The sequence below is a fragment of the Burkholderia sp. AU16741 genome (genome assembly GCF_002223345.1).
GTDB classification, from domain to species: Bacteria; Pseudomonadota; Gammaproteobacteria; order Burkholderiales; family Burkholderiaceae; genus Burkholderia; species Burkholderia sola.
Map to the genome: position 1 here is coordinate 98635 of NZ_NKEZ01000009.1, position 23278 is coordinate 121912.

At 67.9% G+C, this 23278-nt stretch carries 22 protein-coding genes and 1 pseudogene; 14 read left to right on the forward strand and 9 right to left on the reverse strand.

What is annotated here, in order from left to right; translation table 11 throughout:
* Window positions 1-7: 7 nt before the first annotated feature.
* From CFB89_RS27655 to CFB89_RS27670, 4 genes and pseudogenes are all read right to left on the reverse strand, one after another.
* Complete coding sequence (locus CFB89_RS27655) at window positions 8-2077, reverse strand: pyridoxamine 5'-phosphate oxidase family protein (protein WP_089470718.1); 2070 nt, start codon at window positions 2075-2077, stop codon at window positions 8-10.
* 99 nt (window positions 2078-2176) lie between these two features.
* A complete protein-coding gene (locus CFB89_RS27660; RefSeq protein WP_089470719.1) occupies window positions 2177-2794 on the reverse strand; it encodes a glutathione S-transferase family protein in 618 nt (205 codons plus the stop codon).
* 259 nt (window positions 2795-3053) lie between these two features.
* Window positions 3054-3929, reverse strand: a pseudogene (locus tag CFB89_RS27665) (SDR family NAD(P)-dependent oxidoreductase).
* Between the two features lie 165 nt (window positions 3930-4094).
* Window positions 4095-4673 carry a TetR/AcrR family transcriptional regulator gene (locus tag CFB89_RS27670; protein ID WP_089470720.1) on the reverse strand — a complete coding sequence of 193 codons (579 nt, stop codon included), beginning with the start codon at window positions 4671-4673 and terminating at the stop codon, window positions 4095-4097.
* Between the two features lie 202 nt (window positions 4674-4875).
* On the opposite strand from CFB89_RS27670, the gene zwf reads away from it, so the two are divergent.
* Window positions 4876-6351, forward strand: coding sequence for a glucose-6-phosphate dehydrogenase (gene zwf, locus CFB89_RS27675; RefSeq protein WP_089470721.1), 1476 nt, complete (start codon window positions 4876-4878; stop codon window positions 6349-6351).
* A gap of 70 nt (window positions 6352-6421) precedes the next feature.
* Here zwf and CFB89_RS27680 read toward each other — a convergent pair whose 3' ends face one another.
* Window positions 6422-7363, reverse strand: coding sequence for a LysR family transcriptional regulator (locus CFB89_RS27680; RefSeq protein ID WP_089470722.1), 942 nt, complete (start codon window positions 7361-7363; stop codon window positions 6422-6424).
* Window positions 7364-7464: 101 nt separating this feature from the next.
* Between CFB89_RS27680 and CFB89_RS27685 the strand changes: the two genes are divergently transcribed.
* The 6 genes from CFB89_RS27685 (at window position 7465) to CFB89_RS27710 (ending at window position 12854) form a co-directional block, all read left to right on the forward strand.
* A complete protein-coding gene (locus tag CFB89_RS27685) occupies window positions 7465-8667 on the forward strand; it encodes an MFS transporter (RefSeq protein ID WP_089470723.1) in 1203 nt (400 codons plus the stop codon).
* 28 nt (window positions 8668-8695) lie between these two features.
* Window positions 8696-9019 (forward strand): adenylate cyclase, encoded by a 324-nt coding sequence (locus CFB89_RS27690; protein ID WP_089470724.1) that lies wholly within the window; start codon window positions 8696-8698, stop codon window positions 9017-9019.
* A gap of 13 nt (window positions 9020-9032) precedes the next feature.
* Window positions 9033-9983: an LLM class oxidoreductase gene (locus CFB89_RS27695; protein ID WP_089470725.1), complete on the forward strand. Its 951-nt coding sequence runs from the start codon at window positions 9033-9035 to the stop codon at window positions 9981-9983.
* Window positions 9984-10131: 148 nt separating this feature from the next.
* The gene (gene dkgB / locus CFB89_RS27700; protein WP_089470927.1) at window positions 10132-10938 is read left to right on the forward strand and encodes a 2,5-didehydrogluconate reductase DkgB; all 807 of its coding nucleotides are present in this window, start codon (window positions 10132-10134) and stop codon (window positions 10936-10938) included.
* A gap of 62 nt (window positions 10939-11000) precedes the next feature.
* Window positions 11001-12116 (forward strand): alkene reductase, encoded by a 1116-nt coding sequence (locus CFB89_RS27705; RefSeq protein WP_089470726.1) that lies wholly within the window; start codon window positions 11001-11003, stop codon window positions 12114-12116.
* Window positions 12117-12335: 219 nt separating this feature from the next.
* Window positions 12336-12854 (forward strand): DUF3455 domain-containing protein, encoded by a 519-nt coding sequence (locus tag CFB89_RS27710; protein WP_089470727.1) that lies wholly within the window; start codon window positions 12336-12338, stop codon window positions 12852-12854.
* 122 nt (window positions 12855-12976) lie between these two features.
* Here the strand turns inward: CFB89_RS27710 and CFB89_RS27715 are convergent, their stop codons facing one another.
* Window positions 12977-13642 carry an O-methyltransferase gene (locus CFB89_RS27715; RefSeq protein WP_089470728.1) on the reverse strand — a complete coding sequence of 222 codons (666 nt, stop codon included), beginning with the start codon at window positions 13640-13642 and terminating at the stop codon, window positions 12977-12979.
* A 48-nt stretch (window positions 13643-13690) separates the two neighbouring features.
* Between CFB89_RS27715 and CFB89_RS27720 the strand changes: the two genes are divergently transcribed.
* The 3 genes from CFB89_RS27720 (at window position 13691) to CFB89_RS27730 (ending at window position 17026) form a co-directional block, all read left to right on the forward strand.
* Complete coding sequence (locus tag CFB89_RS27720; RefSeq protein ID WP_089470729.1) at window positions 13691-14368, forward strand: TetR family transcriptional regulator; 678 nt, start codon at window positions 13691-13693, stop codon at window positions 14366-14368.
* A 473-nt stretch (window positions 14369-14841) separates the two neighbouring features.
* Window positions 14842-16230: an NCS2 family permease gene (locus CFB89_RS27725; RefSeq protein ID WP_089470730.1), complete on the forward strand. Its 1389-nt coding sequence runs from the start codon at window positions 14842-14844 to the stop codon at window positions 16228-16230.
* Window positions 16231-16444: 214 nt separating this feature from the next.
* Window positions 16445-17026, forward strand: a complete 582-nt coding sequence (locus CFB89_RS27730; protein WP_089470731.1) for a hypothetical protein — start codon at window positions 16445-16447, stop codon at window positions 17024-17026.
* Between the two features lie 10 nt (window positions 17027-17036).
* On the opposite strand, the gene CFB89_RS27735 is transcribed toward CFB89_RS27730, so the two are convergent.
* Window positions 17037-17438 carry a CopD family protein gene (locus CFB89_RS27735; RefSeq protein WP_089470732.1) on the reverse strand — a complete coding sequence of 134 codons (402 nt, stop codon included), beginning with the start codon at window positions 17436-17438 and terminating at the stop codon, window positions 17037-17039.
* Window positions 17435-17743, reverse strand: a complete 309-nt coding sequence (locus CFB89_RS27740) for a DUF3817 domain-containing protein (RefSeq protein ID WP_089470733.1) — start codon at window positions 17741-17743, stop codon at window positions 17435-17437. Before CFB89_RS27740 ends, CFB89_RS27735 begins: the two co-directional genes overlap by 4 nt.
* Before the next feature lie 106 nt (window positions 17744-17849).
* Between CFB89_RS27740 and CFB89_RS27745 the strand changes: the two genes are divergently transcribed.
* The 4 genes from CFB89_RS27745 (at window position 17850) to CFB89_RS27760 (ending at window position 22126) form a co-directional block, all read left to right on the forward strand.
* Complete coding sequence (locus CFB89_RS27745; RefSeq protein WP_089470734.1) at window positions 17850-18797, forward strand: GlxA family transcriptional regulator; 948 nt, start codon at window positions 17850-17852, stop codon at window positions 18795-18797.
* 60 nt (window positions 18798-18857) lie between these two features.
* Window positions 18858-19778, forward strand: a complete 921-nt coding sequence (locus CFB89_RS27750; protein WP_179233546.1) for a LysR substrate-binding domain-containing protein — start codon at window positions 18858-18860, stop codon at window positions 19776-19778.
* A 226-nt stretch (window positions 19779-20004) separates the two neighbouring features.
* Window positions 20005-20787, forward strand: coding sequence for an ABC transporter substrate-binding protein (locus CFB89_RS27755; protein WP_089470735.1), 783 nt, complete (start codon window positions 20005-20007; stop codon window positions 20785-20787).
* A 223-nt stretch (window positions 20788-21010) separates the two neighbouring features.
* The gene (locus CFB89_RS27760; RefSeq protein ID WP_089470736.1) at window positions 21011-22126 is read left to right on the forward strand and encodes a succinylglutamate desuccinylase/aspartoacylase family protein; all 1116 of its coding nucleotides are present in this window, start codon (window positions 21011-21013) and stop codon (window positions 22124-22126) included.
* Window positions 22127-22267: 141 nt separating this feature from the next.
* Here CFB89_RS27760 and CFB89_RS27765 read toward each other — a convergent pair whose 3' ends face one another.
* Complete coding sequence (locus CFB89_RS27765) at window positions 22268-23074, reverse strand: MetQ/NlpA family ABC transporter substrate-binding protein (RefSeq protein ID WP_089470737.1); 807 nt, start codon at window positions 23072-23074, stop codon at window positions 22268-22270.
* Window positions 23075-23278 lie beyond the last annotated feature (204 nt).

Here is a 23278-nt window from a genome sequence, read left to right on the forward strand (position 1 = left end):
TTCTGAATTACACGTCGAGCAGCAGACGGTCGCCGCCGCCCGATTCGCGATGCGCGGGCACCGCGCAGCAGATCAGCGCTTCGTCGTCCGCTACCTTGAATTCCGGCGCGACCGGATACGTCACCGCACCTTCGACGATCCGGGTGCGGCAGGTGCCGCAACTGCCTCCGCGGCACCCGTATTCGGGCGTCAGGCCGCGCGCCTCGGCCAGGTCCAGCAGCGAGCCGCTGCCCGGTTGCCAGCGCGCTTCCTTGCCCGACTTGACGAACGCGACAGGTGTCGGCGTATCCGCCGGCGCACGCAGCGGGGTACTCGCGCCCGCATCGGTTCGACGCCTGAGCCCGGAAGGGCCGAACGACTCCGCGTGGATTCGGTGGTCCGCCACGTTCAGGTCGCGGAGCCCGTCATAGACCGCTTGCATGAAGCCCGACGGTCCGCACAGATAGAAGTCGTAGTCGTCGAACGGCAGCGTGGCGCGCAGCAGGTTCGCATCGATGCGGCCCGCGACGTCGAACTCGTCGCCTTCGCGCGCGCCGGTCGCGTCCGACAGGACGCGCACCACGTTCACCGCGCCGTTCGCGGCCGACGCGAGCTGGCCGATCTCGTCGCCGAACGCGCGCTCCTTCACGGAGCGTGCGGCGTGAAAGAACCAGGTCTTGCGCGTGCCGCGCTTGCGCGCGCCTTCGTAGACGATGTGACGCAACATCGCCAGCATCGGCGTCACCCCGACACCGGCCGCCAGCAACACGGCAGGCCGGCGCTCGAGCGCATCGATCGTGAATTGCCCGGCGGGTGCCCGGACGTCGATGCGGTCGCCGACCCGCACCCCGTCATGCAGATGCGACGACACGCGCCCTTCCCGCTTGACGCTGATGCGATACACGCGGTCCGACGGCGCGCTCGACAACGTATAGGTGCGGATGAGCGGATCGCCGCCTTCCGACAGGTGCACGCGAATCGGCACGTGCTGACCCGCCAGGTGCGGCACCAATCCGGCGCCGTCCTCGGGTTCGAGCTGGAACGAGCGAATCAGCGTGCTCTCGTCGGTGATTTTCGCGACCCTGAACGGACGCCACGCCCGTGCCAGTTCGGCGGCGCTCAAGCGACTCGCGGCCTCGTCCCAGCTCCCTGTCATCAGCGAGTTGGGCGACCAGCCTTCCGCCCGGAACGTCCAGCGCAACGGCAATGCGCCGGCACGATAAACGACGCGGCGCGGCTTGAAGCGCCACAGTCGCTCCGCGCCCTGAAAGGCGGCGATCTCCGGCGAATCGAGGTCGACTTCGGCTTCGCCGGTCATCTGCAACACGTCGCCGGTTTCGAAGTCGGCGAACACGATGCCCGCGCGCGGATTGACCAGGAAGTTGCCGAGCGTCGCGAAAAACAGGTTGCCGGCAAAATCCGGGATCGTCAGCACGCCGTCGTCGCCGATGCGCACGAACCCCGCCTTGCCGCCGCGATGCGAAACGTCGACCTGGCGCTCGGCGCCGTCGCCGACGTAAGACGCCACGAACAGCGTGTCGGCAGCCGCGATGATCGCGCGGGCGCGGTCGTCGAGACGATCGCTTTCCTCCGGTGCGATCGCGGAGAACGTATCGGGTTCGCGAACGAACGCGAAATCGCGCAACTGGATGTATTGCGGGCAGTTGCCGAAGCTCTGCACGACGTCGAGATCGAATGCGCGCGTCTCGCCGCGACGGATCATGCCGTTCAGGCGATTGCGACGCCGCGTATGCAGTTCGATGCCGAGCAGGCCGATCGCCGCGCCGTCGCGCGTGCCGCCGGCAGCCGGATCGTTCGGATCGAACACGGTGTCGATGCGCAGGCGTTTGTCGTTCGGCGACTGCATGAAGCCGGGCTGGCCGAATGCGAACGTCGCCCACGCATCGCCGTCGTCGGCCACCGCACCGACGACGACGAAAGGCAACTGCGCGAAGAACGCGCGATGTTGGTCGGGCATGTGGTTCCTGACGAAGCGTCGTCCCACGCTGTCCATCTTCTGCATCACGCCTGTCTTTTCCTGCAGCTCGAGTTCGCCCCGATGCCACGGCGAGTTCGCTTCATTCGATACCGTGCTCACGATGTGTCTCCTCGACGGAATCCGCACATGACGCATTCGGCGCGCCTTGACGCGTCGGCGTCGCCCTCCGTCACCGCACGGGCAACGGGCCGACCTCGGTCACGCAGCGGCCGCGAGCCCGACCGGCATCTTCACGAACTCGACGAAGCCCGGCAACGCTTCGATGCGGCGCAGCCACGCCGCGACGTTCGAATAGCCGGACAGGTCCACATTGCCTTCGGGCGCGCGCGCAACGTAGCCATACAACGCGACGTCGGCGATGGTCGGCTTCGGCCCGACGATGAAGTCGCGCCCCGCGAGTTCGGCGTCGATGAGCGCGAGGATGCGATGCGCACGGGCGATCACTTCGTCGGCGTTGAACTTCGCCCCGAAGACCGTGATGAGCCGCGCGGCGGCCGGGCCGAATGCGATCTCGCCGGCCGCGACGGACAGCCAGCGCTGCACGGCGGCTTCCTGCGCGGGCGATTGCGGGAGATAGTCGCGGTTGCCCGACGTGCGGGCGAGATACACGAGAATGGCATTCGAATCGGCGATCACGGTCTCCCCGTCGACCAGCACCGGCACTTGACCGAAGCGGTTCAGCGCCAGAAATTCAGGCGACTTGTGCGCGCCGGCGGCCAGGTCGACTTCGATCAGTTCGTGCTCGATGCCGAGCAGCGAGATGAGCAGGCGGGCGCGGTGCGAATGACCGGAAAGCGGGTGAACGTAGAGCTTCATGACTGTTTCCTTTGGGAAGGTGCGACAAGCAGGTCTCATCGCTTGGAGCAAGTCTAGAAACTCGACGGTTGCGGCAGAATCCCCGCTGACGAGAATTGATCGTTCTCGTTTCGCGAATGGTCGGGCGAAAGCCGGCGTTGCGATGCGGACCAACGCGGCGTGTTGCGCGCCGGACCGCTGATGAAGTCGATCGCGCCGGCGCGCGACCGGGCTTGCGCGAGCGGCGCGCTCGACGCGCCGCCCGCGACGACGGCCGCCCTTACTCGAACGCCTTCAACGCATCCAGCCCGTCCGGCAGCGTCGCGTCCGGAAACTGCGTGGACAGCGTCGCGTCCCGCCACCGCGCCGCCTCTTCCGCGCGCTGCCGTTCCGCCTGCTCGCAGACGAACAGCGCATCGCCGCCGAGCAGCAGGCGCAGCGGCACGTCGTCGCGGCGCGACAGATCGACGATCAGCGCCGCGATCCGTGCGGGATCGCCAATCTCGCGGCCGCCATACGCGCCGAGCAGGTCGAGGATCTTTCCGACCGACGGCTGATAGTCGGGCAGCAGATCGTCGACGCCGCGCTTCGCCTGCGCGGCCCATTCGGTCCGCATCCCGCCCGGCTCGAGCGTGCACACGCGCACGCCGAACGGCGCGACTTCCTTCGCGAGCACGTCGCTGAACCCGCCGACCGCCCACTTCGCGGCCTGATACGCGGACAGCCCCGGCGTCGACGTCCGCCCGCCGACCGACGACACCTGGAAGATGTGCCCCGCGCGCTGCGCGCGCATCGTCGGCAGCACCGCGCGCGTGAGGTTGATCACGCCGAACAGGTTCGTTTCGATCTGGTCGCGGAACACGTCGGCGCCCATCTACTCGAACGGCGCCGTATGGCCGTAGCCCGCGTTGTTCACCAGCACGTCGATGCGGCCGAACGCGGCGCGGGCCGCCGAAACGGCCTGCGCCGCCGCCGCTTCGTCGGTGACGTCGAGCGCGACCGGCAGCAATCGGTCGCCATACCGTTCGGCCAGATCGGCCAGCCGCGCCGGATCGCGCGCGCCGGCCACCAGCCGGTCGCCCGCCGCCAGCACGGCTTCCGAAATCGCGCGCCCCAGGCCGCGTGCGGCCCCCGTTACCAACCAGACTTTCGACATTTTCCACTCCTTGACCATGGTGAAACGATGAAAATGAATGATTACTCACTCATTAATATGGACGATGAACCGATCCTTCCTGACCGCATCGCCCTGCCTGACACCTCGCTGCGCGCCATGGAGATGCGAGCCACCGCACGCGTCGCCATGACTTCCCCGCTCCCCTCACACCGTCTGCAACACGGCCCATATCGCGCGAAACCCCGCTTCCCGGTAGGCATCGGCCCGCGCAGGATCGCGCGCGATCGATTCCATCGCGGTTTCCGCGATCGACGTAAACAACGCCGAGCAGAACGCATGCGCTTCGTCGCGGTTCAGCCCGCCCGACGCGGCGACCTGTTCGCGCAGCAACGCGCGGATCGCGCCGAAGCCCTCGGTGCCGGCCGCGCGATGCGCGTCGTCGATGCGACCGCTCACGCCGAGCTGCTGCAGCGCACGCCGGCCGTCCGGATTCGCGACGCCCCACGACACATAGCCGTTCCACGCATGCCGCACCGCCTGTTCGGCCGGCGCGCGTTCCGGAAACCCGGTCATCATCGCTTCGCGCATGTCGGCCTTCAGGCTCACGTACAGCGCGTTCAACAACGCATCCTTGGTTTCGAAATAGGTGAACACCGTGCCTTCCGCCACGCCGGCGAGCCGTGCGATGCGCGCGGTGGTCGCGGTCGCGCCGTCCTCGGCGAGCGCGCGCGCGGCCGCGGCGAGGATGGCTTCGTGCTTGTCGGGACTGCGCGGACGGGCCACGTTCGATTCCTTTAATGAGTGAGCACTCAATCATAATCAAGCCCTCGCCGGGAACGCAAGCCCTGTTACATCCGCGGGAACGCATACGCAATCCATCAAAACGGTGCACTATTGCGTTTTGCCGTACCGGCGCCCGCGCATCCGGCGCCGCATTGCCCTCGACGTTCGTTTCACGTTCACCGTTTCAAACCGCGAACCTCCCATGACGAATCAGCCTTCCCAGACGGCGGCCGACCGGCCCGTCGACATGATCATCTTCGGCGGCGGCGGCGACCTCGCCGCCCGCAAGCTGTTGCCCGCGCTATACATGGCGCACCTGCACTGCAATCTTCCGCCCGAGACGCGCATCATCGCCGTCGGCCGCCGCGACTGGGGCATCGACGGCTATCGCAAGTTCATGGACGAGCAGTCGCGCCCGTTCATCGACGAGAAGGCGTTCGACGCCGACGCGTGGAGCCGCTTCCTCGACCTGTTCAAGTACGTGCTGATCGACGTCAACGTGCCGGACGACTACCTGCGCCTCGCCGAAGCGGCGCGTGGCGACGCGGTGCGCGTGTTCTACCTGTCGACGTCGCCGGAGCTGTTCACGACGATCTGCGACAACCTGTCGGCCGCGCACCTCGTCGACGCGCACTCGCGCGTCGTCCTCGAAAAGCCGCTGGGCCACGATCTCGCGTCCGCGAAGGCGATCAACGACGCGGTCGGCAAGCACTTCGAGGAATCGCAGATCTACCGGATCGACCACTATCTCGGCAAGGAAACCGTGCAGAACCTGATGGTGCTGCGCTTCGGCAACCCGATCTTCGGGCCGCTGTGGCAGGCGCCGAATATCCGCAGCGTGCAGATCACGGTCGCGGAAACGGTCGGCGTCGGCAGCCGCGCGGGCTTCTACGACCATACCGGCGCGCTGCGCGACATGGTGCAGAACCACCTGCTGCAGCTGCTGTGCATCGTCGCGATGGAGCCGCCCGTGTCGCTCGACCCGGACGCGGTGCGCGACGAAAAGCTGAAGGTGCTGCGCTCGCTGCGGCCGATGTCGCTGTCGGACGTCGCGCGCGACACCGTGCGCGGCCAGTACACGGCCGGCGCGGTCGACGGCCAGCCGGTGAAGGGCTATCTCGAGGAAGACAACGTGCCGGCGGACAGCCGCGCGGAAACCTTCGTCGCGCTGCGCGCGCACATCAACAACTGGCGCTGGGCGAACGTGCCGTTCTTCCTGCGCACCGGCAAGCGGCTGCAGCGCCGCCAGTCGGAAATCGTGATCGAATTCGCGGACATGCCGTTCTCGATCATCCCGACCGGCCCCCGCAATTACGGCAACCGTCTCGTGATCCAGCTCCAGCCGGAAGAGTCGATCCAGCTGCAGATGCTCGCGAAGGAGCCGGGCAGCGGAATGAACATGGTGCCGGTCAGCCTGAACCTCGACCTGCAGCAGGCGATTCCGGAACGGCGCGCGGAAGCGTACGAACGGCTGCTGATCGACGTGATCCGCGGCCGCCTCACGCACTTCATGCGCCGCGACGAACTCGAAGCCGCGTGGTCGTGGGTCGAGCCGATCCTCGACGGCTGGAAGCAGCTCGGCGACCGGCCGCGCCTGTACACGGCCGGCACGTTCGGGCCCGCGGCTTCGTCGGCGCTGCTCGCGCGCGACGGGATGTCGTGGGCCGAAGAGGCGTAATCGCCGCACGACGGCGTGCCGCCGCGCGGCACGCCGGATTCCGCAGGGCAGCGCCGCCTGCGCCGCGCCGCTACTGCGGCTCCATCCACGCGGCCTTGCGCCGCGCCGGCGCATCGCCGCCGCTGCCGCCGCCCAGCACCTCGATCAGGTAGTCGACGAACGACGCGATCCGCGACGAGATCGCGGTATTGCGGTAGTACACCGCGTGAATCGGCTGCTGGACGTCGAGCGTCTGGCGCGCGAGCACCTGCACGAGCCGCCCGGCCTCGCGATCCTGCGCGGTCACGAAATCCGACAGGCACACGACCCCCGTGCCCGCCAGCGCGAGCTGCCGCAGCGTCTCGCCGCTCGACGACCAGACGTCGGGCTCGATGCGGCAGGGCTCGCCGTCCGTGCCGAGGATCGGCCATACGTTCAACGATTCGGGCTGCGTGAAACCGAGCAGCGTGTGCTTCGGCAGATCGTCGACCTTGCGCGGCTGCCCGTGCGCTTCGACGTAGTCGGGGCTGGCGAGGATGCGCACCCGGCTGTTGCCGATGCGCCGGCTGTGCAGCGTCGAATCCTTCAGCCGGCCGATCCGGATCGCGACGTCGGTGCGCCGCTCCAGCAGGTCGATGATGCCCTCGTTGCTGTTCAGCTCCAGCTCGACCTTCGGAAAGCGCTCGCGGTAGCCGCGCACGAGCGGCACGATCACGTGCAGCATGAACGGCGTCGCGGCGTCGACGCGCAGGCGCCCGGACGGCATCTCGCGCCGCGCGAGCATCTGCTCTTCCGCGTTCTCGACCGATTCGATGATCGCGCGCGCGTCCTGCAGGAACGCGCGCCCTTCCTCCGTCAGTTCGAGCCGGCGCGTGGTCCGGCGCAGCAGCGTGGTCTTCAGCTTTTCCTCGAGCCGCGCGAGCGTGCGGCTCGTCGCCGACACGGTGAGGTCGAGCTGCTGGGCGGCGGCGGTGATCGAACCGGTGTCGACCACGGCGGCAAAGGCCTGGAGTTCGTCTAGGGTGATCTTCATTGTTGATTTGAAATCAAAACAATTTGGTTTATAGACCAGTTTTTCCGCAAAAGTAAAGCCGGCACACTGCGATCCGTTCCTACTGAAACCCGGATCCCGTCATGCCACTCGCGTTGCTTGCGCTGACCATCAGCGCCTTTGCCATCGGCACCACCGAATTCGTGATCGTCGGGCTGATCCCGACGATCGGCGCCGACCTCGGCGTCAGCCTGCCGTCCGCCGGCCTGCTCGTCAGCCTGTATGCGCTCAGCGTAGCCATCGGCGCGCCGCTTCTCACCGCGCTCACCGGCCGCGTGCCGCGCAAGGCGCTGCTCGCCGGGCTGATGGCGCTCTTCACCGTCGGCAACCTCGTCGCATGGCAGGCGCCGGGCTACGAATCGCTGATCGTCGCGCGCGTGCTCACCGGCCTCGCGCACGGCGTGTTCTTCTCGGTCGGCTCGATCATCGCGACCACGCTCGTGCCGAAGGACAAGGCCGCCAGCGCGATCGCGACGATGTTCAGCGGGATGACCGTCGCGTTCGTCGCCGGCATTCCGCTCGGCACCTTCATCGGCCAGCACTTCGGCTGGCGCGCGACGTTCCTGATCGTCGCGCTGTTCGGCCTCGTCGCGTTCCTCGGCGCGGTTGCCTTCGTGTCGCGCGGGCTGCCGCAGACGCCGCCCGCCCCGCTCGCCCGCCAGTTGCGCGTGCTCGCCCAGCCGCGCCTGCTGCTCGTCTATGCGATGACGGCGGTCGGTTACGGCGGCTCGCTGATCGCGTTCACGTACATGGCGCCGCTGCTCGAACAGATCGCCGGCTTCACGCCGTCGCAAGTCAGCCTCGTGCTCGTCGGCTACGGCGTGTCGGTGGCGGTCGGCAACGTGTGGGGCGGCAAGCTCGCGGACGCCGTCGGCCCCGTGAAGGCGCTCAAGCGGATCTTCCTGCTGCTCGCGATCGTGCTGCTCGCGCTGACCTTCACGATCCACGTGAAATGGCTCGCGGTGCTGACGATGCTCGCGTGGGGCGCCGTGGCGTTCGGCAACGTGCCGGGGCTGCAGGTGTACGTCGTCAAGCAGGCGCGCCACTTCGCGCCGGACGCCACCGACGTCGCATCGGGCTTCAACATCGCCGCCTTCAACCTCGGCGTGGCGGGCGGGTCGTCGCTCGGCGGCCTGATCGTCGCGAACGTCGGCCTGGGCCACACGCCGTGGATCGCCGCCGTCGTCACGCTCGGCGCGTTTGCGCTCACCGCGCTGAGCGGCCGTCTCGACAGCCGTCAGGGCCTGCCGGAACGCACGGCCGAACCCGTCGAACTCGCCCATTGAACGTCATCCTTTCGCAGGAGCCCTCAGCATGAACGCATCGACCCAACGTCCGCCGTTCGCCGGCAAGACTTTCGAAGTCCGCTACGACGGCCTCACCGCGCTCAACGCGTACGACGAAGACGGCCTCCACATGCGCTACGCGATCACCGAAGGCCCGTACGCGGGCGCCACCGGCGAAGTCGAATACACGTGGCAGCCGATCGCCGGCGACACCTACGCGATCTCGTGGCAAGAAGCCGATCGCGCGACCGTCGTGCATATCGACGATTTCGCCGCGGGCACGTCGCGCTCGTTCTTCACCGCGCCGTCGCTCGATTTCCACCGGCTCGACGGCAGCCTGCGCGCGGTCTGAACGGAGCCCGACCATGTCCACTTCACTCGACTCGCTCGCCGCCGGCGGCTTCAGCATCGGCGTCGAACTGCCGCTCGACAACGACTGGACCCCGTCCGGCAACGCGAAACGCCGGCACGACGGCCGCCACCCCGGCGTGCCCAGCCTCGACATCCACGCGGAGCTCGCGCAACTGGCCGACACGCTCGGCTTTCGCGCGCTCTGGGTGCGCGACGTGCCGGTGTACGACCCGTCGTTCGGCGACGCCGCGCAGGTGTTCGAAACGTTCTCGTATCTCGGCTACCTCGCCGGGATCACGCGCGACATCCTGCTCGGCACCGCGGCCGTCGTGCTGCCGCTGCGCGAGCCGCTGCTGACGCTGAAATCGGCCGCGACGATCCAGGAACTGAGCGGCGGGCGCCTGCTGCTCGGCGTCGCGAGCGGCGACCGGCCGGTCGAATATCCGCTGTTCGGCCGCGACTTCGCCACGCGCGGCGCGAACTTCCGCGACCAGATCGCGCTGCTGCGCGACGGCGCGCGCGAGCATCTGCCGCCCGGCCTGGAAGTGCTGCCAGCCGCCCGTTCGCCGGTGCCGCTGCTCGTCGCGGGTCTCGCGCAGCAAACGCCCGAGTGGATCGGCGAGCACATGGACGGCTGTCTCGCGTATCCGGGCACGCCGGCCGATCACCTGCAGCGCGCCGCGAACTGGCACGCGGTGGCCGGCGACAAGCCGTACGTGAGCTTCATCCACCTCGACCTCGCGGAAGATCCGCACGAACCGCTTCAGCGGCACCGCTTCGGCGCCCGCGCGGGGCGCCTCGCGCTGACGGAAGAACTCGCGGCGATGCGCGACGCGGGCGTGCAGCACATCGGCCTGCATTTCCGCCGCAACCGCCGGCCGCTCGACGAGACGATGGCCGAAATCGCGGCGGACGTGCTGCCCGCGTTCCACCCGAACACGACGCCGCAGACGCGCGTCGCATAAGGGCGACCACGGTCCGGACGCCCGCGGCGCAACCAATATTTGACTTTAAATCAAATATTTTTGGCTTATGAAGGCGTTTATCTCATCAGTCTCACGCGCCAGAATGACGTCCATACCGCAATCGTTTCCCCTCTTTCAGGAGCACATGATGAGCAAGATTCCCGCATTCGGCCTCGGTACGTTCCGCCTGCAAGGCCAGGTCGTCATCGACTCGGTCCGCAACGGCCTCGAAGTCGGCTACCGCGCGATCGACACCGCGCAGATCTACGGCAACGAAGCCGAAGTCGGCGAAGCGATCGCCGCGTCGGGCGTGCGCCGCGAAGACCTGTTCCTCACGACGAAGATCTGGGTCGACAACTACGCGCCGGAAAAACTGGCGGCCAGCCTCGAGGAAAGCCTGCGCAAGCTGCGCACCGACGTCGTCGACCTGACGCTGATTCACTGGCCGGCGCCGGGCAACGGCGTGTCGATCGACGCGTTCATGACCGCGCTGGCGGACGCGAAGGCGAAGGGCCTCACGCGCCAGATCGGCATCTCGAACTTCAACATCGAACTGACGAAGGAAGCGATCGCGGCCGTCGGCAAGGACGCGATCGCGACGAACCAGATCGAACTGAGCCCGTACCTGCAGAACCGCAAGCTGGTCGAGTTCCTGAGCGCCGAAGGCATTCACGTGACGTCGTACATGACGCTCGGCTACGGCAAGGTGCTCGGCGACCCGGTAATCGGCGCGATCGCGCAGCGTCACGACGCGACGCCGGCGCAGGTCGCGCTCGCGTGGGCGCTGCAACTCGGCTACTCGGTGATCCCGTCGTCGACCAAGCGCGAGAACCTCGCAAGCAACCTGCTCGCGCAGACGCTGCGCCTGACCGACGACGACATGGCGCAGATCGCCGCGCTCGAACGCAACGGCCGCGAAGTCGACCCGGCCGGCCTCGCGCCGAAGTGGGACTGAACGCCGCTTTCTTGATCGACCGCCCGCGGCCAGCCGGCCGCGGACACTGAGAGGACACCACCATGACCCAGGACCCGCTTTTCCAACCGCTGCGACTCGGCGCGCTGACGCTGCCGAACCGCATCGTGATGCCGCCGATGACGCGCTCGCGCGCGAGCCAGCCCGGCGACGAAGCCAACGAACTGATGGCCGCGTATTACGCGCAGCGCGCGAGTGCGGGCCTGATCGTCAGCGAAGGTACCTACATCGCGCCGCTCGGCAAGGGCTATGCATGGACGCCCGGCATTCACACGCCGTCACAGGTCGCCGGCTGGCGCAAGGTGACGGACGCCGTGCATGCCGCGCACGGCCGCATCTTCGCGCAGCTGTGGCACGTCGGCCGGCTGAGCCACACGAGCCTGCTCGGCGGCGCGCAACCGGTGTCGTCGTCGCCGCTCCAGGCGAAGGGCGTGAACGTGTTCATCGCCGGCGAGGACGGCAGCACGCCGGGCTTCGTGCAGGCGTCTGAGCCGCGCGCGCTGTCGATCGACGAGATCCGCGAGACCGTCGATCAATATCGCGCCGCCGCGCGTCACGCGATCGAAGCCGGCTTCGACGGCGTCGAGCTGCACGGCGCGAACGGCTACCTCGTGAACCAGTTCATCGATTCGAACGCGAACACGCGCACCGACGCATACGGCGGCTCGCTCGAGAACCGTCTGCGCTTCCTGCGCGAAGTCGCGCAGGCGCTGATCGAAGGGACCGGCGACGCATCGCGCGTGGGCATCCGCCTCGCGCCGCTGACCACGCTGAACGGCTGCGTCGACGACGATCCGGAAACGACCTACCTCGCCGCCGCGAAGCTGCTCGGCGAACTCGGCGTCGGCTACCTGCACATCGCCGAAGCCGACTGGGACGACGCGCCGCTGATGCCGGTCGCCTTCAAGCAGCAATTGCGCGCCGCGTTCCCGGGCGTGCTGATCTATGCCGGCGCGTACACCGCCGAGCGCGCCCGCGAAGCGATCGCCGCCGGCTGGGCCGATCTCGTCGCATTCGGCCGCCCGTTCGTCGCGAACCCCGACCTGCCCGAGCGGCTGCGAACCGGCGCCGCGCTCGCGCCGCACGATCGCAACACGCTGTTCGGCGGCGGCGCACACGGCCTGACCGACTACCCGACGCTCGCGCAAGCCGCGGCCTGAACGATTCTCCTGTTCGTGCCCGGCCAGCCGCCGTACGTCGGCTCCACGCAGGTCAACATCAACCCGGCCGCGATCCGCTGATCGCGCCTTATCCCTTCGGCAATCGCGGCGACTATCGCCGCGATTGTCATTTCCGGGTTGCGGCCCACGCGATCGGCGTCTAGTGTTGACAGGACCGACTCCACACGACCGTCACCTGACCTGAAAGGACGCCGCACCATGCCAAGCCGCTCCCCGACACGCGACATGCTGCTGGCCGTTGCGGCCGGTCTTTCCTTCGCGGCATTCACCGCGCCCGCGCATGCCGACGACGCTGCCGGTCTCGCGCCGCCCGAGCCGGCCACGCCGGTGCTGTCGACCACCGCGAGCGGCTTGCAGGTCTACACGTGCGAATACGATGCCGAACACCGGCTCGCGTGGACATTCCAGCACCCCGAAGCGCTGCTGTTCGATGCCGGCGGCACGCTCGTCGTCCGGCACGGCGCAGGGCCGTCGTGGGAAGCGCTCGACGGCAGCCGCATTACCGGCAAGAAGCGCGCGGAAGCGCCAAGCGCAAGCCCGGCCAGCATTCCGCAACTGCTGCTCGCGGCGACGCCGGCCGCAATCGGCACGCTCGCCGGCGTGCGCTTCGTGCAGCGGCTCGACACGGCGGGCGGCACGCCGCCGGCCACGACGTGCACGACCGAGCACGCGGTCGGCCGCTTTCCGTACTTCGCGCGCTACGTGTTCCTGAAGTAACGCGCACGACGCCGCAAACGACGGGCACCATCCCGTCGCCTTGCGCCACGCTTCCATTCAATCAGTTTTCCTATATTTGATGCAGGGAAGCGTGAAATCGCCGGCACCCTCGTTCCGTCTCGTCAGCGCAGCCGCATCGACAATTCGACGTCGCCGCCGAACGGCACCGACAGATAGCCGTTTTCCGGCGCGCGCACGTAAGCGAGGTAGTCGGGGCTGTATTCCGCGTTGTCGGCCACGACGAACGCGCCCGCCCTGAGCCGCGGCTCGACCAGCGCGAGAATCTCCGGATACAGCGCCTTCGCCCCGTCGAGCAGCAGCAGGTCGACCGCATCCGGAAGATCGGCGGCCAGCGTGCGCAGCGCATCGCCTTCGCGAATCTCCACGAGATCGGCCAATCCGCCTGCTGCCAGGTTGGCCTGCGCGCGTGCGACCTTCGACGGCTCGAACTCGCTCGTGATCAGCCGGCCACCGCCGTTGTCGCGCAGCGCGGCCGCGAGATGCAGCGTCGAAATGCCGAACGACGTGCCGAATTCGACGATCGTCCTGGCTCCGCCGCTGCGCGCGAGCATGTACAGCAGCGTGCCCGTCTCGCGCGACACGGGAAGCGGATAGTCCTTCAGGCGCGCATACAGATCGGCGTAGTCCGTCTTGCTGCGCATCAGTCGCGCTTGCTCGTCGCGCGACACGTTCGCGAAGGCGGGGCTCGTCGCCGGGGACGACGCGTCGGCTTCATCGAACAGGCGCGCCAGCAGCGAAGCCAGCGGGTCGAGCATCAGGGTAGTCATGCGAATCTCCGGTATCGGGTTGAGTGCGTCGTTGCACCCGACTAGAATATGACGAACTATTCAGGTTTTACTATTCGCATTGGCAGACCGCTCATGACCGACCGCCGAAACGCCCCGATCGCCACGCGCAAGCAGCCTCGACAGGCACGCTCGACCCGTCTCGTCGAGGATGTCCTCCAGGCGGCTATTCAGGTTTTGGCGAGCGAAGGCGCGCAGCGCTTCACGATGGCGCGCGTCGCCGAGCGGGCCGGCGTGAGCGTCGGCTCGCTGTACCAGTACTTCCCGAACAAGGCGTCCGTGCTGTTCCGGCTCCAGCACGACGAGTGGCGGCAGACGCACGACATGCTGTGCGGGATGCTGCAGGACACGACGAAGGCGCCGCCCGAGCGGCTGCGCACCGCCGTGCATGCGTTCATCCGCTCGGAATGCGACGAAGCGCCGATGCGAATCGCCCTCGACGATGCCGCCCCGCTCTATCGCGACGCGCCCGAGGCGCGGGAAGTGAAGGCCGAGGGCACCCGGGCGTTCCGCGCGTTCATGCGCGAAGCGCTGCCCGACGTGCCCGACGCCACGCATGCGCTCGCGTGCGAGCTGATCCTGACGACGCTCACGACGGGCGGCAAGGCGTTCTCGGAAACCGCGCGCACGCCCGCGGAAATCGACGCGTACTCGGACGCGATGGCCGACATGTTCTGCGCGTATCTCGCGCATCTCGCGCGCGATTGAGCGCCGCGCCGTGCCGTACCGGAACGGACACCGCACGCGCGCCGGCCTTCCGGGCTACATTGAAAGTCATTCGTAATATCGGATGCCCGCCCGCTTGCGCCCCCACCCGCCGACCCTGCATTCAAATAGTCGCCTTAACGGATTCCAACTAGGCGTATACACGCGTGTCGGCGCGACGGAGCCCCGTTGCACGCCGATATAAGCGCTGCGACATGCGCTGCATGCTCTTCCCCCGATGGGACGTGATGGGCGGCTCGCCTAACCTTCGCTACGGCAAAGCACACGTGACGGGGTCGACCACACCACGCGTCGTCCGACGCGACACCCTCGCGATCGTTTCGATTCGCACGTAACGACACGCATCGCGCGTCAGGCGTCCCCGCGACGTTGCCGAACAATCCCAACTAGATACGAGACACCCTGACGACGGTTCGCCACGAGCCGTTTCAGCATGCTGATAAAGGAGCAAGCTCATGAGTGATACCCCGGTGCAGCCGACGGTCGGCGTCGGCGCGGAAGAAACTGACTTTGGCACCAAGGGAGTCATCGACCGCTACTTCGGCATTTCGTCGCGCGGCAGCACGCAGCGTCGCGAGATCATTGCCGGCGTGACCACCTTCCTCGCGATGGTCTATTCCGTGTTCGTCGTGCCCGGCATGTTCGGCAAGGCCGGCTTCGACACGAGCGCCGTGTTCGTCGCGGTGTGCCTCACCACCGCGTTCGGCTCGCTGCTGATGGGCCTGTGGGCGAAGCTGCCGATCGCGATCGGCTGCGCGATCTCGCTGACCGCGTTCACCGCGTTCGGGCTCGTGCTCGGCAAGGGGCTGCATCCGACGGTCGCGCTCGGCGCCGTATTCCTGATGGGTCTCGTGTTCACGGGCATCTCGGTCACCGGCGTGCGTTCGTGGATCCTGCGCAACCTGCCCGCGGGCGTCGCGCACGGCACGGGGATCGGCATCGGCCTGTTCCTGCTGCTGATCGCGTCGAACGACGTCGGCCTCGTGATCAAGAACCCGGGCGCCGGCCTGCCGGTGTCGCTCGGCCAGATCACCGCGTTCCCGGTCATCATGTCGGTCGTCGGGCTCGCCGCGATCTTCGGCCTCGAAAAGCGTCGCGTGCCGGGCGGCATCCTGCTCGTCGTGATCGCGATCTCGGTGTTCGGCCTGATCTTCGATCCGGCCGTGAAATACCGCGGCATCTTCGCGCTGCCGTCGCTGAGCGCACCGGGCCACGCATCGCTGATCGGCGCGATGGACATCAAGGGCGCGCTGTCGATGGCCGTGCTGCCGAGCGTGCTCGCGCTGGTGATGACCGCCGTGTTCGACGCGACCGGCACGATCCGCGCGGTCGCGGGGCAGGCCGGCCAGCTCGACGCGAACGGCCGCATCGTCAACGGCGGCCGCGCGCTGACCGCCGATTCGATCAGCTCGATCTTCTCCGGCTTCCTCGGCGGCGCACCGGCGGCGGCCTACATCGAGTCGAGCGTCGGCGTGGCCGCCGGCGCGAAGACGGGGCTCGCGGCGGCCGTGGTCGGCTTGCTGTTCCTCGTCGTGATGTTCTTCTCGCCGCTCGCGGGCCTCGTGCCGTCGTATGCGACCGCGCCCGCGCTGATGTACGTCGGCCTGCTGATGCTCGGCAGCGTGAGCAAGCTGCACATGGACGACATGGTCGACGCGATGTCGGGCCTCGTGTGCGCGGTGTTCATCGTGCTGACCGCGAACATCGTGACGGGCATCATGCTCGGCTTCTCGACGCTCGTGATCGGCCGCGTCGCCAGCGGCGAATTCCGCAAGCTCAACGTCGGCACCGTGCTGATCGCGGCCGTGCTCGTCACGTTCTATCTCGGCGGCTGGGCGATCTGAGCACGCGACATGCGCGACGTCGCCTGCAGAAGGGCGGCGCGCATCGGGACGACACCGTCTCCTCCACCATCGTCGTCGATGGTCTGCCGCCTGGGAACGCGAGTTTCCAGGCTTTTTTTATCGGTGCGCCGCCGCGCGACGCGTTGCGCGAAAACGGCGCGACGCCGATTCGCGCGCGGTGCTACGATCGCGTTTTGCCCCTTCAGGAGTCGCGATGAACCCACTTGGCATCGTCTCCGAATCGAGCACCCGGGCCTCGGCGCGCAAGCCGCCGTTCATTCCGTCGTTCGGCTTCCACGAAGTGCATGAATCGCAGCCGATCGACGCGCCGCCCGCATCCATCATCGATGTCGTCGCATCGCTCGACATGCGCGCCGATCCCGTCATCGACACGCTGCTGACGGTGCGCGAATTCCCGGCAGCCGTCGCCGGCGCGCTGCGCCGGCCCGAACGCGCGCGCTTCGGTTTCGACACCTTCACCCCGCTGCATCGCGACGACACGTCGCTGTCGCTCGGCCTCGTCGGCCGCTTCTGGCGTCCGACGCCCGACGTGCGCCCCGTCGCCGATGCCGACGCCTTCGTCCGCCACGACGATCCGCGCGACGCGAAGCTGGTGCTCCGGTTCGAGGTCGTCGGGCTCGCGTCGGGCGCGCACATCCTGCGCACCGAAACCTTCGTCCATTGCCCGAGCGCGCGCACGCGCTGGCTGTTCACGCCGTACTGGCTCGCGATCCGGCTGGGCAGCGGCTGGATCCGGCGTCGCACGCTGGCGGCGATCGAGATGGCGCTCGCCTGAACGCGCCGCGTCAGAACGGCTTGATCACGGCCAGCCCGACGACGAGCGCCATCGCGACGATCACCGCGCCCGCCGCGTGTCCGAGCCACGGCGCCGGCGCGATCACGAGATCGTCGCGCTCCATGCGCCGCAGCGTGCCGGCCAGAATCCCGTGCAGCACCGACAGCGCGACGACGATCACAAGCTTCACCGACAGCCACGCGGCGCCGAACCAGTGACCGCTCAGCGCGAGCGCGATGCCGGCGATCCAGACGATCGCGAGCGCGGGCGCCGTCACCGTGCGATCCCAGCGTCGCACCGCGCGATGCACGGCGAGGTTCGCAATACGCACCGCGACGGACGACAGCAGCAATCCGCCGACGAACGTGACGACGGCCGCCAGATGCACGGCCTTCAGCACCAGGTAGATCATTGCGCGTGCCGCCGGCGCGCGATCCAGCCGGCGCTCGCCAGCCCCGCGAACGGCACGACGGCCGACAGCACGAGCCGCGCGACCTCGCCCTTGCTCCACAGCCCGCTCGACGCGGTGCCGACCACCGCCCACACGTACATCGCGAATGCGATGCCGTGAACCGGGCCCATGATCGATACCGCCACCGGATAGCCGGCCAGATGCTTGAGCGGCACGGCCACGCACACCAGCGCGACGAGCGTGGTCGCCTCCAGCAGCGACAGGTATTGCAGGTTCCGCAACGCGTTGCGATCGTCTTGTTTCATCGGCAGGCCTCCAGGGGGTCCGCCGCGATTGTCGCGTGGGGTGCCGGTCCGGGCCATTGGCTAGAATGACATCTTTCAACGGATTCTGGCCACGGCCGCACCCATCATGCACACGGTCGCCGTTCTTGCGTTGCCCGATGTCGTCCCGTTCGATCTGGGCGTCGCTTGCGACACGTTCGTGCGCGTGCGGGCGTCCCATGTCGAACCGGCGTACCGCGTACGCGTGTGCAGCGAGCTGCCGCGCGTCGGCGGCGAACTGTTCGAGCTGCGCCCGCCGTTTCGCCTCGACGCGCTGGCCGACGCCGACACGATCATGGTCCCCGGCACGTCGGCGCCGCTCGCGCCGACGTCGCGCCGCGTGCTCGACGCGCTGCGCGCGGCGGCCGCGCGCGGGCGCCGGATCGCGTCGATCTGCAGCGGCGCGTTCGTGCTCGCGGAAGCCGGGCTGCTCGACGGCCTGCGTGCGACGACGCACTGGCTCGCGGCCGCCGAACTCGCGCGCCGCTATCCGACCGTCGACGTCGACCCGAACGCGCTGTTCGTCGACAACGGCCGGATCCTGACCTCGGCCGGCGCGGCGGCCGGCCTCGACCTGTGCCTGCACATGATCCAGGCCGACTACGGCGCGGCGGTCGCCGTCGACGCCGCCCGCAACGCGGTGGCGCCGCGCGTGCGCGAAGGCGGGCAGGCGCAGTTCATCGCGCCCGAATGGCCGGCCGGCGGCGACGGGCTGCATGACCTGATGGACTGGCTGCACGCGAACCTGCGCGAGCCGCTGACACTCGACGCGATCGCGCGCAAGGCGTCGACGAGCGTGCGCACGCTGACGCGGCGCTTCCAGGAGCAGACGGGCACGTCGCCGGTTCAATGGCTGCAGACCGCGCGCGTCCGGCATGCGCAGCAGTTGCTGGAGGTGACCGGGCTGTCGATCGAACACGTGGCGACGGAAGCCGGGTTCGGCTCGGTCACCGCGTTTCGCGAGCGCTTCGCGCGCATCGTGGGCACGTCGCCGCAGCGCTACCGTCAGGCGTTCCGCGCGCGCGCCGACGCATGACCCTCATCGGGCTTGCCACCTGAACCCGCCGCCCCCTTTCGCGCCAACCGGACCCGACCGATGACCCGCATCCGCAATCCCCTGAACATCGCGCAGCTCCAGGCTTTCGTCTCCGCGGCGCACCTGAAGAGCCTGCGCGCCGCCGCGCGCGAGCTCGGCGTCACGCAGCCGGCGATCACGCACACGATCCGCGAACTCGAAACCGCACTCAACGCGGAACTGCTCGTTCGCAGCGTGCGCGGCGTCGAGCTGACCGCCTGCGGCGAAGCGCTGCTGCCGCGCGCCGAGCAGTTGCTCGGCGACGTCCGCCGCACCGTCGAGGCCGTCGAGCAGGTGAAAGGCGAGATGTCGGGCCGCGTCGCGGTCGGCACGATGCCGTCGATCGCGCTGACCGCGTTGCCGCATGCGGTGACGGCGTTTCGCCGCTCGATGCCGAACGTCAGCCTGCATCTGGAGGAAGTGACGGTGCCGGACGCGCTCGCGCAGTTGCGCAACGGCACGCTCGACATCGCTGCGATGCACCACGTGCCCGCGCTCGACCGCGATTTCACGCAATTGCCGCTGCTGTCGACCGAATTCACGATCGTGATGCGCGACGGTCATCCGCTCGCGCACGCGCGCCGGTTAGAGGAACTGCTCGACGCCGAGTGGATCGTCACCGTCGGCGCCGAGCAGTTTCCGCACAGCGTGATGGTGGGGATGTTCGAGGCGCACGGGCTGCCGCTGCCGAAGCGTTTGCTGCGCTCGCCGATGTCGTTCGCGGTGACGCTGGGGCTCGTCGCGCGCTCGGACGTGATCGGCTGCTTCACGCGCCCGCTCGCCGCGATGGTCGCGCCGCTCGGCATCCGCACGGCCGAACTCGACGAAAGCATGCCGCGCTTCGACCTGTCGATCATCGCGCGGCGCGACCTGCTGCCCACGCCCGCCGTGTCGCATTTCGCCGCGTGCCTGCAACGCGCGGTCAACGAAACGCTCGGCTGAATCGTTCCTGTGTGTGAAACGGCGGTGCGTCCGACGCGCCGCCGCCGGGCCCGGTATCGGGGCTTGTCCTAGGCGCCCCGCCGGTATTTTGTCTTGATAATCTTCCGCACGTCGCGCGCCCCCATCGGGCGGGCGAAACGGACTGTCCGACGCGAAGCCGCGGCGGGCCGAAAGCTTACGGCGCGGCACAACCGCGCACCCATCGAACAAAACGAGGAGTCACCGAGTGAAAAAAATTCTTGCGGCTGTGACCGTGGCCCTGCTCGCCGTATCGGCCGGCACGGCATACGCGAAGGACTGGACGACCGTGCGGTTCGGCGTCGACGCAAGCTACCCGCCTTTCGAATCGAAAGGCGCCGACGGCAAGGTGGTCGGCTTCGACGTCGATCTCGGCAACGAGATCTGCCGCCGCATCCACGCGAAATGCGTGTGGATCGAAAACGACTTCGACGGGATGATCCCGGCGCTGAAGGCCCGCAAGTTCGACGGCGTGCTGTCGTCGATGTCGATGACGCCGGCGCGCGCCGAGCAGATCGCGTTCTCGGCGAAGCTGTTCAACACGCCGACGCGTCTGGTCACGAAGAAGGGCGCGAACCTGCAGCCGACGGCCGAATCGCTGAAGGGCAAGTCGATCGGCGTCGAGCAGGGCACGATCCAGGAAACCTACGCGAAGACGTACTGGGCGCCGAAGGGCGTGAACGTCGTGCCTTACCAGAACCAGGACCAGGTCTACGCCGACCTGATCTCCGGCCGTCTGGACGGCACGCTGCAGGACGCCGTGCAAGCCGAGATCGGCTTCCTGAAGACGCCGCGCGGCGCGAACTTCGACTTCGCCGGCAAGGACCTCGACGATCCGAAGACGCTCGGCGAAGGTGCCGGTATCGGCCTGCGCAAGGAAGACACCGACCTGAAGACGAAGATCGACAGCGCGATCGCCGGCATGCGCAAGGACGGCACGTACGACAAGATCGCGAAGAAGTACTTCGATTTCGACGTCTACGGCAAGTAATCCGGCTGAACGACGCGCGATTCGGCGCGACGGGAACGGGCTCCGCGAGGAGCCCGTTTTTTTTGCGCGCGGCGCGGGCGACGTTATTTTTTTCGCGCCAACCCGATGATTCTCAACGGAAATCCGCGCGCTCCGGCACCGGTTTGATGGTGGCGAGGAAGGCAACGTACAATCGATCTTCCACGCAACGGATCATTCGCGGCTGCGCCGCACTCTCCTCACCATGCAAACGCAGACCCATCCGCTGATTTCCCCCGCCGTCGGCACCGAACGCCAGATCACCAGCTTCCACTACGGCCCGCGCGGCGGAAAGAAGGTCTACATCCAGTCGTCGCTGCATGCGGACGAGCTGCCCGGCATGCTGGTCGCCACGCTGCTGCGTCGCAAGATCGCCGCGCTCGAGACGGCCGGCAAGCTGCAAGGCGAAGTCGTCATCGTGCCCGTGCCCAATCCGATCGGCCTGTCGCAACACGTGTTCGGCGATCATCTCGGCCGCTTCGAGCTCGGCTCGATGCAGAACTTCAACCGCAATTTCTACGATCTCGCGGCGCTCGTGCTGCCGCGTGTCGAAAGCCGCCTCGCGAACGACGCGCAACGCAATCTCGCCGTCGTACGCGCCGCGATGCGCGAAGCGCTCGACGAACAGAAGCCGCGCACCGAACTCGACTCGCAGCGCCTCGCGCTGCAGAAGCTGTCGTTCGACGCCGATATCGTGCTCGACCTCCACTGCGACAGCGACGCAGTGATGCACCTCTACACGAACCCCGATCTGTGGGCGGACGTCGAGCCGCTGGCGCGCTATCTCGATGCCAAGGCGTCGCTGCTCGCGCTGAATTCGGTCGGCAACCCGTTCGACGAAATCCACAGCTTCTGCTGGTCGGATCTGCGCAACCGCTTCGGCGACCGCTTCCCGATCCCGAACGGCGCGATTTCCGTCACGGTGGAACTGCGCAGCGAACGCGACGTGTCGTACGAGTTCGCGGAAAAGGACGCGCAGGCGATCGTCGAATACCTGACCGAGCGCGGCATCGTCGAAGGCACGCCGGCGCCGCTGCCACCGCTCGCGCATCCGGCCACGCCGCTCGCGGGCACCGATCCGCTCGTCGCGCCGGTGTCGGGCGTGATCGTGTTCCGCACGCCGGTCGGCGCGATGATCGAGGCCGGCCAGGCCGTGGCCGACATCGTCGATCCGCTGACCGATCGCGTCGTCACGCTGAAGAGCAGCGTGTCGGGCGTGCTGTACGCGCGCCAGATCGTGCGCTTCGCGACGGCCGGCATGGAAGTCGCGCGCATCGCCGGCGCGACCGCGATCCGCACCGGTTCGCTGCTGTCGGCCTGAGGCTGCGCGCCGGGCCGCCGCGCCCCTCGCGCGCCATCGGCTGCATCAAACGAAATCGCCCGCTTGCGCGGGCGATTTGCTTTCCGGAGCGCGCGTCGGCAGCCGTTGCTTCGCCGCCGGCGCGCTGCGCGCGAAGGACGTTCAGAACGCCGGCACGATCGCGCCGCCGAACTTCCGGTCGATGAACTTGCGCACGTCGTCCGATTCATAGGCCGCGACGAGCTTCTTCACCCACGGCTTGTCCTTGTCCTGCGCGCGCACCGCGATCAGGTTCGCGTACGGCCCGCGCAGGTCCTCGATCGCGATCGCATCCTTCACCGGCGTGAGCCCGGCCTTGACCGCGTAGTCGGTGTTGATCGACGCGGCGTCGACATCGGGCAGTGCGCGCGGCAACTGCGCGGAATCGAGCTCGACGATCTTGATCTTCTTCGGGTTCTCGGCGATGTCGAGCGGCGTCGCGTTCACACCGTTCGCACCGACGCCGGCCTTCAGCTTGATCACCCCGTACTTCTGCAGCAACAACAGCGCGCGGTTGCCGTTCGACGGATCGTTCTGGATCCCGACCTTCGCGCCGACCGGCAAATCCTTCAGCGACTTGAGCTTCTTCGAATAGAAGCCCATCGGCGCGGTATAGGTGAGCCCGACGTTGACGATCTTGTAGCCGCGCTGCTTGATCTGGCTGTCGAGGAACGGCTGGTGCTGGAAGCCGTTCGCATCGAGATCGCCGGCGTCGAGCGCCGCGTTCGGCTGCACGTAGTCGTTGAATTCGATGACCTTGATCGCAAGGCCTTCGCGCGCGGCGACCTTCGTCACCTCGGTCCAGATCTGCGCGTCGGGGCCGCTCATCGTGCCGATCTTCAGCGTTTGCGAGTCGGCGTGCGCGCCGGGCGCGGCGAATGCCAGCGCGGCGGCGAGCGCGCCGAGGCCGGTCAGAATCGAACGTCGCATGTGGTGTCCTCTTGTCCCATGTCGTTTGTTGGAGGACGGATCGTGGCACGGGGCGCGGACACGGCAAACCAAGCTTATTTCATGTGCATATTCCGGTTCGGGATCGAACGACTGGCGAATTCGGTATAACCCCGGATGTACAACCCGGGCAGAATTCGATGTCGCATCGGCACCACACATTCTTCATATGACAGGCGCTGTCAT